The organism is Aurantiacibacter flavus, from assembly GCF_039710615.1.
GTDB lineage: Bacteria > Pseudomonadota > Alphaproteobacteria > Sphingomonadales > Sphingomonadaceae > Alteraurantiacibacter > Alteraurantiacibacter flavus.
The window spans coordinates 368,911-381,982 of record NZ_JBDLBR010000001.1; the positions used below are offsets into that span (position 1 = coordinate 368,911).

Genomic DNA, 13,072 nt, shown 5'->3' on the forward strand with positions numbered 1-13,072 from the left:
GTTGGCGAGGGGTTTTCGAAGCTCTGCAGTTTGCTGGTTGAGGCGGCCATGTGTTCGGCCTTTCGATGCGGCATTGTTGGGCGCTGCTGGCCATGATGCCTATCGCGCGAACCGGGTCCCGACCTAAAGCACGCGCTCGAAGCGCCACGGCCCAAAATGGTTTTTCCCGATCCGGCGGTTTCAACCGGCTTGGTACATCAACTCCTTTTTGCCCTTTCCAACTTCGTCGACGCGGTTACCCGCGCCTAAACGCTTACGCCGCCATCGGCAGCGGTTCGCGATGGCGTTCACCCCTGGTCATCAGCGCCCACACCATCCGCGCGTTCTTGTTCGCCAGCGCCACCGCGGCAACTTTGGCGGGACGGCGGGCGAGAGGCTGAACCAGCCAAGGGCGCTTCGTGCCGTGCCGCTCGGCATAGCGGATCACCGCCATAGCGCCGACGACGAGCATCTGTCTGAGGTAGCGGTTGCCGGCGCGGGTAATGCTGCCGAGCCGTTCCTTGCCTCCCGATGAGTTCTGCTTGGGCACGAGCCCGATCCAGGCAGCGAGATCGCGACCGGTTTTGACCACAGTGGGATCGGCGACCGATGCGACGAACGCGCTCGCGAGAAGCGGCCCCACGCCGGGGATCTCCATCAGTCGGCGACCGAGCTCAGTCCGCCGTGCACTGGCCAGCACGCGCCGGTCGTTCTCGAGGATCTGCCGCTTCACGACATCGAGCTGCGCTGCCAGCATCTGCAGGCAAAGGCGTTCATCCTCCGGGATGCGATCGTCATCGGCATCCGCGACGACCTCGAGCAGCCGGTCTGCGCCGAGCCGACCGACAGGAGCGACCACGCCGAACTCAGAGATATGCGCGCGGATTGCGTTCGAGATCTGCGTGCGTTGGCGGTTCAGCATCAGCCTAACCCGGTGCAACATCATCCAGCTCTGCTGCTCCGGGCTCTTGACCGCGACGAAGCGCATCGTCGGCCGGGTCACTGCTTCGCAGATCGCCTCGGCATCGGCCGCGTCGTTCTTCCCGCGCTTGACGTAGGGCTTCACATACTATGCCGGCATCAGCTTCACGTCGTGGCCGAGCACAGTCAGCTCGCGCGCCCAGTAATGCGAATTGTTGCATGCCTCGATGCCGACGAGACACGGTGGCAGCTTCGCGAAGAATGGCAGCATCCTTGCTCGCGTCAGTCGGCGGCGGATCAGAACCTCGCCATCCGCTCTGACGTGAGCCTCTGATTTTCCTCCAAGTTGGATTAGAGTCCGGCCCTGATGGAAGGACGGACGAGATGAAGCGAGCGAGGTTTTCAGAAGAGCAGATCATTGGTGTGCTGAAGGAAGCGGAGGCGGGTGCGAAGACCGCCGATCTGGCCCGTCGGCACGGTGTATCTGAAGCGACGATCTACAACTGGAAGTCGAAGTATGGCGGTATGGAGGTTTCCGATGTCCGCCGGCTGACCCGAAGGGCGGCGAAGCCAACGAACTTCTGGCAAGAAAGTTCTGACGCCCGCCGCGAAGCGGGAATGGCCGGGTGCGCCTCGCGAGGATCGACGCGCCGGAAATGCGCACACCGGAAGGTCCATTTGCGCGGTGCTCCGTCGACGAAGAACAGCTCCTGGCGCAGGTCGAGCTTGCGGATGAAGAAATCTCCCAGCACCTCGCCGGTGCCCGCGACGAGCACATAGGCATCGCCCTTGTCGGCCATGTCACGGATGGTGGCGAGCGAGGAATAGGAACCGATGTTCTCGCCCGGCCAGAGCGCGCCGGTGAGCTCGATCGTTTCCGCGCCGGGGCCGATGAACTGGGCAGCGGGGCGCGCGGCGAACCGCTCGGACTGGGCGTGGCGCCATTCGCACGCGTGCTGAAGCGCGGTGAAGGGCAGGGTGCCAATTTCGAAGGCGAACATGTCCAGCGCCATAAGCATGGTCAGAAATCCCGGAACGAGGAGCGGCGGGCGGCGGCGGCGCGGCGCTCCAGCTCGGTGGCGACGGCTTGGGCGATGTCCTGCGGGCTTTGCCCGGTGGCCGCGTGGATCGTGATCGGTGCGTTCACGGTGACAGGGCCGCCTCCCGTTCCGCCACTGCCGCCCGCCATGGCGAGCGAGGCGCTGGCGAGGCTTGCCCCTGCCACCCCGCGCGCCATTGATCGCGCCGCGCGCACCGGCGCGCCGCTGGTGCCATCGATGCCGCGCGCCAGCCCTTCGTTTAGATAGCCGCCCATGCCAATCATCAGACGCGAGGGGCTCCTGATGCCGAAGTAATCCTTGAAGGCTTTGACGCCGAGGCGCGCTACGTTGAGCAGGCGCTCGGCCAGTGCCAGCGGGTTGATGGCGCTCAGCAGGCCGGTCATCATCATTGCGCCGATGTTTTTCAGCCAGTCGGGCAGGCCCGAGATCTTCTCTTTGACCCAGGATACCCCGGTCTGGAACGCGGCCGAAATCGTGTCCCAATGCTTGTAGATCATGTAGCCCGCGAAGGCGACGGCGGCGACAATTGCCGCAATGATCAGCACAATCGGGTTGGCCAGCATCATCGCCCCGGCGCGCAAGAAGCCCTTGCCCAGGAACAGGGCCGCGGTCCGCATCATCCCGAAAGTGCGCACCAGCATCGGCCCATTGGTCCCGACCAGACGGAAGATGGTGGAGAACGGGCCAAGCGCGAGCCCCAACATCACCTTCAGCGCCCCGAGACCGGTCACCAGGCCCGCCGCCGCTGTCCAGGACATCAGCAGGCCCTTGGCGAGGCCGGGATGCTCTCCCGCCCATTCGCGCACGCTATTCGCTAACCAGACGATCTTTTCGGACGCGGCCGAGATCGTCGGCAGCAGCATTGTTCCCAAGGTGACATTCACGGCCTTGAGCGCGTTGACGGCAAGCCCGGTCGCGCCTTCGGTGGTGGCGATGCGGGTAAGGTATTCCTTCTGCATCGAGCCTGCGTATTGCGCCTCGTCGCCCACCAGCGCGAAGTTCTTTTCCAGCTGTTCGAGGTTGGTGAGCAGGGGCGCGATCGCGGCCACGCTCTCCGATCCGAACAGCTGGGTGAGGGTGGCCGCGCGCTGAGCCTCGGGGAGCTTTTGCAGCCGCCCCAGCAAATCGGTGATCGCGCCGCCGGCATCGTTCTGCATCGCCTCGGCGACGCCCTCCGCATCGAGCCCCAGCGCGGCAAAGGCCTTTTGCTGGGCCTTGGTTGCCGCGGTGCCCTTGGTCATCGCCAGCATCATGTTCTTGATGCCGGTCGCCGAGACTTCCTCCTCGACGCCAACCGCATTCATCACCTGGCCGATGGCGGCAATCTGCGGTGCGGCAAGGCCCGCCACATCGCCGAGCGCACCGATGCGGGTGGTGATCCCCGCAATTGCGCCCACGTTGCCGCCGTAGGTGTTGGTCAGTGCGTTGATCTGGTCGGCGAGCGAACGGACATCGTCCTGGCCCATGCCGAAGGCGGTGCGCCACTTGGCCATCATCGCGCCGGCATCTTCGGCCGTGCTGTCGAAGGCGATCCCCATCTGGGCTGCATCGTCGGCGAAGGTGAGCAGTTCCTTGCGGGCGACACCGGCGCGCCCGGCAGCGGCGACAATCTGGGCAAGGCCTTCGCTCGACATCGGGATCTTCGTCGAAAGGTCGAGGATGTCCTCGCTCATCTGCTTGAACTGCTGCGGCGTTTCGAAATTCACGACCTTGCGCACATCGGCCATGGCGCTTTCGAAGGTCATCGCCTGCTTCGCCGCCAGCACGGCGGGCGCGGCCATCGCGACGCCGGTCATGATATTGCCAGTGCCCGAATTGCGCAGATCCTCGCCGCGCTGGCGCATGGCATCGGCGCGCGCGTTGATTTCCAGCAGCCGGGTCTGCCGCTCCATGCGGTCGTTGGTGCGTTCGATCTGGCGTGCCAGATCACGCTCGCGGTTCATCAGCGCCGTGACATTGCCGGTCGCACGCGAGGTCTCTGCCCGCACGTCGCGCAATTCCTTCTCGAGCTGGCGCGCCTCGCGCTTCATCGCTGCCAGCTTTTCGCTGCCGCTCTGGCCCAAGCCGACGATGTTCTTCAGCGAGCCTGACAGCCGATCCGAACTGGCGAAGGAGACGAGGAGGCGGAGATTCTGGCTGCTCATCGGTCCTTCGCCTTGTTCATCTGGGTCCAGCGATCCACGGCCAGCGCATGCCAGTGGATCAGGTCGTCAATTTCCAGCGCCAGCAGCTCGCCCAGCGGCCAGTGGAATACCGCCGCAATGTCGGCGATCAGGCTCGCAACATCTTCTTCATCTGGGTCCGATCCGCTGGCGTCAGAAAAAAATCGATGATCGCTCCCGAGCACGCGGCCAGATCCTCAGGTTCGAGCGCATCGGCTTCGGGCTGGGTGATCGGCGGCATTGCGATGCGCGGCAGCAGGTCGAGCGTGGCCGTGGCGCGCGCGTTCATCAGCTCCTGAATGGAAAGCCCGCGCAGCTCGCCCGCCTTGGGCTTGCGCAGCACGATTTCGGTGATCTTCGTTTCGCCGCGCACAATCGGTTCGGCCAGCGTGATTGGATCGGAGAGCTTGGCCTTCGGTGCGGCGGCCTGCGCGGCTTCAGGAGCGGACGTGTCGGTCATCGATGTTCCTTCGAGATTGAGCGGATCGGTTCTCCGCCCCGGCGCGTCCGCTCGATGCACGCCGGGGCGAAGCTGGAATGCGTGGAGATCAGATGCCGAGCGCCGCGCGCTGGGCGGCAAGGCGATCGATGCCGTTCACGATGAAGACGAGGTTCATCTCGTCCTTCTCGATCAGCACCCGGCCATCGACGATCAGCTTGTAGTAGCTGCAGATCGTCTTGATGGTCTGCTCGGTGTCATCGCCGGGCTTGCCGGTGCCGGGATCGATCTCCTGATGGCGGCCACGAACCACGATCTCGACCGACTTGTATTGGCCGCTCGCATCGTCCTGGTAGGCACCGATCCAGCGCAGCAGCAGGGCGTCATGGGTGGTGGCGCCAAACTGGCCGAAGATCTGCTCGATCAGGCCGCCCGCCTTCCATTCGAACTCGATAGTCTCGCCGCCCATGTCGATCTGGACCTCGGCATCCATGCCGCCGCCGCGATAGCCTTCGAACTTGCGTGCCAGCTTCGGGATCGAAACCTCGGGGCAAAGGCCGAGATAGCTCACGCCATCGTTGGAAAGGGTCATGTTCTTGAGCTTGGAAGGCAGGGCCATCGGGACTTACTCCAAAGTGAGGGAAGGGCGCGGGCGGCCCGGTCAGGCGGCGAGCAGCTGGGCGTAGAAGCTGTCGGTGATCCGCTGGTTGAGCGTGATCGCCTCGGCGGGTGCGCAGGGCGTGAAGCTGTAATCGAACACCAGCTTGCCCGCGGCGATGTCAGCGGCCGGGTTGTCGCTGTCGCGGAAGATCGCCTCGGCCCCGATGATCCGGCCCTGCGCCACCAGCGCGCGGAACTTGGCGTTGATGGTTTCGAGGATATCGCGGATCAGGCCCTTGGTGATCGGCTTGTCGATTGCCCAGACCAGCCCTTCCGCGATCGTGTCCTGCAGCACCTGCGCGGTGCGCACTGCGGTCTCGAAGGCGAACAGCGGTTCGTCGCTGCAGGTGCGGTTGCCCCAGAAGCGAAAACCGTCGAGCCGGGCGAGGGTGGTGACCTCGGCATCGTTGAGGATCCCGGCATCGGTGGTCTCGCTGGCAAGGATCGAGAAGCTGATGCCGCGATCGATGCCTGTCACACCGCCGATGGCCACATTGCTGAGCGACTTGTGCCAGCCCGCCTCGCTATCGATCTTGGCGCGCAGGCCCATGGCGCGGGCCACCGAGCTGCCAGCGAAGTCGCTGAACTCGGGCCAGATCAGCATCAGCTCGCGCGCGGCGAAGTTCTGGCGATAGGCAGTAGCTTCGACGACAGTATCGCCGATGGCGGTGGCATAGGCGAAGGCGCGCAGCTCCTCGGCCAGGGTGGCGAGTTCGGTGGTGACGGCCTGGCTGTGATAGCCGGGCACGCCGATGATGCGCGGGCGCAAGCCCACCAGCGATTCCGCATCGAGCAGTGCCTGCAGCCCGGTGCGCGTGCCATCGGCGGTGACGGTGCCGATCACGTTGGCCTCGGTCGCGTCTGCGTCCGCGCCTTCCTCCACCCGCACCACGATCACCGGCGGGCTTGCCTGATCGGCAATGGCCGTGAGTACGTTTGCCAGCGTGCCATCGGTTCCTGCCTTACCGATCGCGCTGCTCACATCGGTGAGCAGCACCGGTGTATCGAGTGGGAACACTGCCGCGTCGGCATCGCTGGCGATGGCGACCAGGCCGATCACCGAGGTGGCGACATCGGCGATCGGGCGCGCGCCCGCGCTGATCTCGTTGACCGTGATTCCATGATAGTAGGGCATGCCTTGGGCCTTTCTGGTGAAGTCGGGAATTAGAGCGGGATCGAAAGCTGCAGCCGCTGATTGGCTGGAACGTCGGTGCGCCGCCCGGTTAGCGAAGCGGTGATCCGGCCTGCGCCATCTACGGCGAGTGCCACCTTCTCGAGCTGCAGGCGCGGCTCCCACCGGCGCAGCGCCCCGGCGATGGCAGCGATGAACAGCAGGCGCGTGGCAGCGTTGAGCGGGGCGTCGACCAGCTCGAACAGGCGCGAGCCATAGTCGCGCAGCATCAGGCGGGTGCCGATCGGGGTGGTGAGGATGTCGGCGATCGATTGGGCGATATGGGCCTCGCCGGTCAGCGCGGCGCCAGTCTGTCTGCTCATGCCGGTCATTGCGGCTTCCCGCTCAGCGCCGAGCCAGCGGCGACGCCGCTGTGCTTGTGATCCTTCAGGCTGATGCCAGTGCTGATCACATCAGTTTCTGCGGTCAGCTTGCCGGTCAGGCTCGCATCGCCATCAATCGAGACATCGCCTGTGATCGCGACGTTGCCCTTGATCGCCACGTCACCCGGCGCGGTGATTGCGATGCCGTCTTCGGTGAGCGTGATCACCAGCCCGGCCGCGCCGTGGATCTGGTGCGAGGCATCGCTTGCGGGGGCCGGGGCGGCCGAGGAATAGAGCCCGCGCACGATCACGCCTGCGGCGATGTCGGCCTCGGGGCACAGCAATAGCACCTGCTCGCCAGCGGAGGGTGGAGACCAGGAGCGGAAAGCGCCAGCCCATTCGAGCCAGGGCAGGGGCGGGGAAGTCAGGTCACCGGCGCGGAAGACAGCCGTTGCCGAAGCAAGATCGATGCTATCGATCGTGCCCAGGCGGATCAGGTCGCCGATGCGGCCATGGATGTCGCTTTCTTCCATGGCCACAGCATCGCGCTACCGAGGCAGGGCAGCCACGGCGGGCGCTTGTAGTGTGGGCCATAACAAACGGCGGCGGTGGCCGCGGGGCCAAGCTCTTGAACTTCCGCTGATAGCGGCTTTGCGCCCCAATCCCGGTCATTGAAGCGTGGCCCACGATTGCCTTAAAGCGGACCTCGGATCAGCAGGTTCAAGGTGGCCAAGATTTCGGACGATCCTGAACCGCAGTTTGCCGGAGCACGGATCGGGATAGCAGACCTTCCAAACTGTGAAACGACGTCTCTACCTCGCGTCAGCATCCTGATCGTTCGGGCGCGTCCTCCCATTCGATAGGGCAAGGCGCTCATTTCAAATAGAGCCGCCTAACCGTAAGCCTCAAAACGCACCATCCCGATCGCCATAACTACGCTACGCAGGTAGCGGCGCGGCGGACGCCACTGAATCCCGTTCGACCAGATAGGTATTGACCAATCTTGTGACCGGTTCCTTTGGCAGCCCCTCAATCAACATCCTTACCGCTTTGGAAGCCATCTCCGCGATCGGTTGGTGGATAGTCGTCAGATGGGGCCATATCGTCATCGCGATGATCCCGTCATCAAAGCCGCACACCGAGAGATCCTCCGGCACTCGGTAACCCATCTGCTGCGCAGCGTTCATCACGCCCGCCGCCATGTCGTCATTAGCGGCAAAGACCGCCTGAGGCGGCTCGCAGCCCTTCAGCAAGCGCTTCCCCGCCATCATTCCACTGTAGAAGGTGAAGTCGCCCCAATCCTCGCGAACCGTGGCGTTAGGGGCGAGCGACTGGATTGCCTTGAGAAAGCCGTCGCGCCGATAGACCGCTTGGCCATGCGCGACGGGCCCGTTGACCAGCGCTATCCTCTTGTGTCCCAGCCGGTGGAACAGGCGAGCGACCTCGCCCGCAGCTTCGAAATCGTCAGTCTCAACCGCGCTTGTTCGGCCGGGCTCCAGAACAGGCGCGATCCTTACGTAGGCCTTCTGCTCGCGCTCAAGGAAATCCAGCAGGCGTGAATCGTCGCACAGCGGGGGTGATAGCACGAAACCGTCGCAACGGCCCTTTTGCAGGATGCCGGAGAGCTGCCGGATGAGCCCTTCATCCGAACAATCCGAATGCATTTCGTAGAGTCGCAGGTGATAGCCTGCATCGCTGCAGGCTTCGTACGCTCCGGATTGAATCTTCATATTGTAGTTGGACGAGGGATTGTCGAACAAGATAGCGATGGTGAAGGACCGCACCCCGGCCAGCGACCGCGCCGCCACATCGGGCACGTAACCCAACGCGTTAACGGCTTCTGTCACTTTCGCACGCAGCTCTTCGGAGACCCCCGCCTCGCCATTCACGACCCTTGAAACGCTCTTGAGGGAGACACCGGCGCGCTTGGCAACGACCTCCATCGTGACACGGGAACCCACACCCTCACGCATGCAACACACCTCGCCAAAATCGATGCCCTTCGGCCGGAGCAGAGGCGGGTCTATCGCCCGATAGATTAGGAGAAGTCAACGAACGCGTACGCAGGTTGCGCGCGCCCCGGGGCCGCCGACATCTCGCGCCAACGGTCTTCTGGCAACTAGCCGAGAACCGCGATCACGGCATAGAAGAGCGCAGGGAGCATCAAGGCCAAGGCTACCGGTGCGCCAGTAAGCGGCGGAATCATCGCGCCGCTCAATAAAGCGCGTTGAGCCTTCCGACGGATTCCTCGCCCAAGTTCACGTAGCGGCCGCTAAAGCAAGCCACTCCAGACTATCCCCAGCTCTTCAAGGCGCCGTCGGTATCAGTTATCCACTTCACTTCCGATCCGCAAAAAGCGGGCGGCGTTGTTGTAGAGGATATCCCGCTTCTGCTGCGGAGATAGGTATTCCGCGTTCTGAATGATACTGATCGAGTGGGCCATCAATCCCGGCCAAGCGACCTGGTCCGTTCCGAACATGACCCGGTCGCCGAAACCAGCATCCACGATCCGTTCGATGTAGCGGTTCACCTCCTCGATCGGATAGCTCCAGATGAGGCCGGCAATGTCGACATGGACATAGGCATTCGCCTGCAACAGGGCGAGCAGATTGTCGATCATGGGGTAGCCCGCATGCATTATCTGCACCCGCAGGTTCGGATGACGTGCGAGCAGATCCTCCAGCAGCAGCGGATCACCCAGGGATGCGCGGAAGGTCGGCATGAGCACATTGGCCCGACCTGACCCGCCGGTGCCCATATGAATGGCAACGGGGATGTCGAGCCGTTCGGCCAGCGCGAAGTACTCATCCACACTAGGATCGCTTGGCGAAAGGCCCTGATATTGCAAGCCGATCTCGCCCATCACCTTGAAGCCGCCATCGGTGAACAAATCTTCCAGCCGGCGCAGTTCGGCCGCCTTGTCGGTGTCGGGCTCCGAGGTGAAGGTGGTGCCCGCGATCATGCGATCCGGAGCGGCCTGCTGGTAGGCACGCACGCTTTCAGGATCGCCGAACACCACGGCCGTGACGTTGAGCCGTTCCATTTCGGCCACCAGCGTGGATAGATATTCTCCAGGTGGTGCCGGATAGAGCCGCGGCGAGCAATCTTCCTGCGACCATCCGAAGAAGCCGCCTGGGGCATCCCTCGGGTCGAGCGCGAGAAATTGCTGCGGGTTGGGGCAGATCGGATCGCCCAACGAACTGCTCTCGAGAGTCGCATGGAAGTGCACGTCGATGATCGGCGGCGGTGCTTCAGGGCGCGACTCCTCCTGCGCGGCCAGTGGCGCAGCCATGCAGGCGGCAGCGGCAAGGGCCGCACAGGGGTACTTCATCAGCGCTCTCCTCGTTGCGCAACCATCAGAACGTAGCCGACAGGCGAACGCCGTACTGGCGCGGTGGCGCGTAATCCGCCGTGCCGATGCTCGAATCGCCCGTCTGCGCATTGGAATTGGATACGGTTTTCACCGCCTCATCCTCCAGGTTGCGCACATAGACCTGCAATCGCCACGCCTCCGGTGCGACATATGTCAACGACAGGTCGGTCTTGGTGAAGGAATCCTGATAATTGCTGGCAAAGCCGTGGAACTCCAGATCCTTGCCACTCTCGAAGCGGGTCTGCACCTGCGCCTCGATCGCGGCGCCATTGCTCAGGTCGAAGCTGTGGGTGTAGCCAGTGGTGAACGACCATTCCGGCGTCCGGGCGAGCGCGCAGCCGCTGAAGTCGGCCCGGCGTGGCGCGGGCTGGCTGTAATCGGCGGTGTAGCAGCGCTGCACGTTGGCATTGCCCGGATTGTTGACGAACGGATCGCCCTGCTCGAGCACGAAATCGTCGTAGCGGGCGTGCAGCCATGATCCTACGAAGCTGAAACCGCCATTCTCCACCACGCGAAGATGCGTTTCCAGTTCCACGCCGTAAATGGTGGCGGTGCCAGCGTTGCGAGTGACCTGCGCCGCTTCCCCGGCAATAGTCTCAACGGCGGATACCTGCAGGTCGGAGTAATCGTTGTAGAAGGCCGACAGGTTGAAGACGAGGTCGCCGTCCAGGAATGTGTTCTTCGATCCGATCTCGTACGCGACGATCTCTTCGGGGTCATACGTGTTGGGCGCTGGCCCGTCGAAATAGCCACCCGCCTTGTAGGCTGTCGCCACCTGGGCATAGACCAGCGAGTCCGGGCCGATGTCGTATTCCAGGCCGACCTTCCAGTCGGTCGATGTCCAGTCCGCATCGGCGCGGTTGACCGCAGTCTGTCTTATGACCTCGCCCTCCGGCGTGGTGAAGAATGTGCCACCCCGGTTCGACTTTTCGTCTTCGGTGTAGCGCAGACCCGCCGTCAACCGCAGCGCGTCGGTCAATTCGTAGGTCGCCTGACCGAAGAGCGCAAAGCTGTTGGCCTTGATAGGGTTCTGGACGAAGGTCAGGAACGTACCGTTTGCGAGACCGATATTGACGTCATCGATGTTCTTCTCATCGAACAGGTAGGCTCCCACGACCCAGTCCAGCCTGGCCAGGTCGCCAGCCAGGCGCAATTCGTGCGACGAACTCTTCTGCCGGTTGTTGATGTAGTTCGGGCGGTTGTTGCCGGGCGTCAAATTCTCCGACGTGATGTCGAGCTGCAGTTCGCGGTAGCCGCCAAGATAGGTCAGCGTGGCGAAATCGAAATCGTAATTCAGCTCCAGGCTGCCACCAAAGATGCGATTGTTGCGCGAAACGTTGAGCTTGGCGGTGGATTCGTAGGGATCTCCCGTAGGCAGCGGATAGGCGTTGAGCGCAGTGCCCGCGCCGCCGAGATGGGTGAAGTCACCGCGCGCGGTGATGCGCAGCCGCTCGGTCGGTTCGAACAACACCTGCAGCCGGGCAGACACGTCATCCTGATCGTTGCGGTCGTTCCCGGTGACCCCCGGTGCCTCGGCGGTACGCAAATAGCCATCATGGCGCACGGTCTGGAACGCGGCGCGCACGGCGATCGTGTCGCTAACCGGCGCGTTCACCATGCCCGACGTGACCAGCGTGTTGTAATTGCCATATTCCACCGCAGCCGCGCCCTCGAAGGTGAAACGCGGCTGGTTGGTGATGATGTTGATGGCGCCGGCCGTTGCGTTGCGGCCATAAAGCGTACCCTGGGGGCCGCGCACCACCTCGACCCGCGCGAGATCGTAGAATTGCGCGTTCAGCGAATTGGCGCGGGCGAGATAGACGCCATCAATATGTACGGCCACTGCAGCATCGCCATTGGCATTGGTGTTGGTGCTGCCGATGCCGCGCATGAACACCTGCGGCGTGCCGCCATTATTGGTGATCGACAGGCTGGGCGCCAGATCGGACAGGTTGGTAATGTCGCGAACGCCTTCCTCTTCCAGCGCGTCGCCACCAAGCGCGGTGATCGCCAGCGGAACGTCCTGCACGACCTCGGCACGGCGCTGCGCCGTCACGATGATGGCGTCTCCTGCGTCGCCTTCGGGCGCTGAAGAATCAGGCGCTGCCTGCTGGGCGAGTGCTCCGTTGGGCGCTACCAACGCTCCCAGCGCGCAACCCATCGCCAAAACCAAAGATCTACGCATTATTTGCTTCCCGTTTCTGTCATCTGCCTTGCGAATTGCCGCAAGCTTCGAGTTAAATCGCGGGCCCGTTAGCGAGCGCGGAAGTGCTTGTCTAGACAGCGCTGTCTTAAGGAAGCGAGATTATCGCGAAGTGAGGTATTCTGGCACAGGCGCGTTCATGTTCAGACGCAATCGTGCGTTCGGTGAGCGCATCCTGCTAGCCGACCTTGACGCTCACGGGACGGGCGAGCCGACGCTCCTTATCCTCGCCAGAGAGCGTAAGGGAGCCACCGCTTTCGGTGAAAGCGTTGTTCAGTTGGCATTGACGCCCATGAACAAGTAAGCACGTGGCCGTGCTTAATGGCAGCGCTGCCGGCCTCACCAACAGCTTGAATCGCGCCGCCTCCGTAACTGGGGTGAGCGCTTGCAGGGCAGCTCACTGACGCTGATAATAATTGTAACAATGGCAAGCGGACGTACATTATCACGACCAAGCGGATCACCTCGGGTCATGCAGCGGCTGCGAGCAAGCCGGCAACATGTACTCGATGCTCGGCACGGCCAAGACCATGAACCCGCAGGACCGGCTGACCGCCGTTTCGGGTCCATCGGAAGCGGGCACCCGATCAACGGGATCGAGCAAAAGCGGAACGATCGCTATCGGCCCAGCTTTAGTCCCTCAGATTCGGCCGCCGTATTCCCCTCAGGTGGCTCGGCGAAGAGCCCGAGGGCGATTTTGTGCTCGACGCCGCGCGCTACGTCATCGACCCTCGCCGCAGTCGCCGTCTTGTCGTAAGCGCCCTTTTCGGTGAGGCAGGC

Annotated in this window: 11 protein-coding genes and 2 pseudogenes; 1 reads left to right on the forward strand and 12 read right to left on the reverse strand. The window is 63.3% G+C overall.

What is annotated here, in order from left to right:
• Positions 1 to 253: 253 nt before the first annotated feature.
• Positions 254 to 1,252, reverse strand: a pseudogene (locus ABDJ38_RS01655) (IS110 family RNA-guided transposase).
• A 32-nt stretch (positions 1,253 to 1,284) separates the two neighbouring features.
• Here ABDJ38_RS01655 and ABDJ38_RS01660 point away from each other — a divergent pair.
• A pseudogene (locus tag ABDJ38_RS01660) lies at positions 1,285 to 1,452 on the forward strand (transposase); the annotation flags it as partial.
• On the opposite strand, the gene ABDJ38_RS01665 reads toward ABDJ38_RS01660, so the two are convergent.
• The 11 genes from ABDJ38_RS01665 to ABDJ38_RS01715 all read right to left on the reverse strand — a co-directional run bounded on the left by ABDJ38_RS01665 (position 1,398) and on the right by ABDJ38_RS01715 (position 12,274).
• Positions 1,398 to 1,919 carry a phage tail protein gene (locus ABDJ38_RS01665; RefSeq protein ID WP_346783339.1) on the reverse strand — a complete coding sequence of 174 codons (522 nt, stop codon included), beginning with the start codon at positions 1,917 to 1,919 and terminating at the stop codon, positions 1,398 to 1,400. The pseudogene ABDJ38_RS01660 and the gene ABDJ38_RS01665 overlap by 55 nt on opposite strands.
• 2 nt (positions 1,920 to 1,921) lie before the next feature.
• Complete coding sequence (locus ABDJ38_RS01670) at positions 1,922 to 4,105, reverse strand: phage tail tape measure protein (RefSeq protein ID WP_346783340.1); 2,184 nt, start codon at positions 4,103 to 4,105, stop codon at positions 1,922 to 1,924.
• The gene (locus ABDJ38_RS01675; RefSeq protein WP_346783341.1) at positions 4,102 to 4,308 is read right to left on the reverse strand and encodes a GpE family phage tail protein; all 207 of its coding nucleotides are present in this window, start codon (positions 4,306 to 4,308) and stop codon (positions 4,102 to 4,104) included. Before ABDJ38_RS01675 ends, ABDJ38_RS01670 begins: the two co-directional genes overlap by 4 nt.
• Entirely contained in the window at positions 4,233 to 4,583 is a 351-nt protein-coding gene (locus ABDJ38_RS01680; RefSeq protein WP_346783342.1) for a phage tail assembly protein, read from the reverse strand. Before ABDJ38_RS01680 ends, ABDJ38_RS01675 begins: the two co-directional genes overlap by 76 nt.
• A gap of 88 nt (positions 4,584 to 4,671) precedes the next feature.
• Entirely contained in the window at positions 4,672 to 5,181 is a 510-nt protein-coding gene (locus ABDJ38_RS01685) for a phage major tail tube protein (RefSeq protein ID WP_346783343.1), read from the reverse strand.
• A 42-nt stretch (positions 5,182 to 5,223) separates the two neighbouring features.
• The gene (locus ABDJ38_RS01690; protein ID WP_346783344.1) at positions 5,224 to 6,357 is read right to left on the reverse strand and encodes a phage tail sheath subtilisin-like domain-containing protein; all 1,134 of its coding nucleotides are present in this window, start codon (positions 6,355 to 6,357) and stop codon (positions 5,224 to 5,226) included.
• A 29-nt stretch (positions 6,358 to 6,386) separates the two neighbouring features.
• Positions 6,387 to 6,716, reverse strand: a complete 330-nt coding sequence (locus ABDJ38_RS01695; protein WP_346783345.1) for a GPW/gp25 family protein — start codon at positions 6,714 to 6,716, stop codon at positions 6,387 to 6,389.
• Positions 6,717 to 6,721: 5 nt separating this feature from the next.
• The gene (locus ABDJ38_RS01700) at positions 6,722 to 7,249 is read right to left on the reverse strand and encodes a phage baseplate assembly protein V (protein ID WP_346783346.1); all 528 of its coding nucleotides are present in this window, start codon (positions 7,247 to 7,249) and stop codon (positions 6,722 to 6,724) included.
• Positions 7,250 to 7,654: 405 nt separating this feature from the next.
• Entirely contained in the window at positions 7,655 to 8,689 is a 1,035-nt protein-coding gene (locus tag ABDJ38_RS01705) for a LacI family DNA-binding transcriptional regulator (RefSeq protein ID WP_346783348.1), read from the reverse strand.
• A gap of 350 nt (positions 8,690 to 9,039) precedes the next feature.
• Entirely contained in the window at positions 9,040 to 10,008 is a 969-nt protein-coding gene (locus ABDJ38_RS01710) for an amidohydrolase family protein (RefSeq protein WP_346783349.1), read from the reverse strand.
• A 64-nt stretch (positions 10,009 to 10,072) separates the two neighbouring features.
• Positions 10,073 to 12,274, reverse strand: a complete 2,202-nt coding sequence (locus ABDJ38_RS01715; protein WP_346783350.1) for a TonB-dependent receptor — start codon at positions 12,272 to 12,274, stop codon at positions 10,073 to 10,075.
• Positions 12,275 to 13,072: the final 798 nt, after the last annotated feature.

Excerpts from the sequence above, each read along its gene's own strand:
- ABDJ38_RS01665 (WP_346783339.1), bottom strand. The coding sequence starts at position 1,919 with ATGCTTATGGCGCTGGACATGTTCGCCTTCGAAATTGGCACCCTGCCC.
- ABDJ38_RS01670 (WP_346783340.1), bottom strand. The coding sequence starts at position 4,105 with ATGAGCAGCCAGAATCTCCGCCTCCTCGTCTCCTTCGCCAGTTCGGAT.
- ABDJ38_RS01680 (WP_346783342.1), bottom strand. The coding sequence starts at position 4,583 with ATGACCGACACGTCCGCTCCTGAAGCCGCGCAGGCCGCCGCACCGAAG.
- ABDJ38_RS01685 (WP_346783343.1), bottom strand. The coding sequence starts at position 5,181 with ATGGCCCTGCCTTCCAAGCTCAAGAACATGACCCTTTCCAACGATGGC.
- ABDJ38_RS01690 (WP_346783344.1), bottom strand. The coding sequence starts at position 6,357 with ATGCCCTACTATCATGGAATCACGGTCAACGAGATCAGCGCGGGCGCG.
- ABDJ38_RS01695 (WP_346783345.1), bottom strand. The coding sequence starts at position 6,716 with ATGAGCAGACAGACTGGCGCCGCGCTGACCGGCGAGGCCCATATCGCC.
- ABDJ38_RS01700 (WP_346783346.1), bottom strand. The coding sequence starts at position 7,249 with ATGGAAGAAAGCGACATCCATGGCCGCATCGGCGACCTGATCCGCCTG.
- ABDJ38_RS01705 (WP_346783348.1), bottom strand. The coding sequence starts at position 8,689 with ATGCGTGAGGGTGTGGGTTCCCGTGTCACGATGGAGGTCGTTGCCAAG.
- ABDJ38_RS01710 (WP_346783349.1), bottom strand. The coding sequence starts at position 10,008 with ATGGCTGCGCCACTGGCCGCGCAGGAGGAGTCGCGCCCTGAAGCACCG.
- ABDJ38_RS01715 (WP_346783350.1), bottom strand. The coding sequence starts at position 12,274 with ATGCGTAGATCTTTGGTTTTGGCGATGGGTTGCGCGCTGGGAGCGTTG.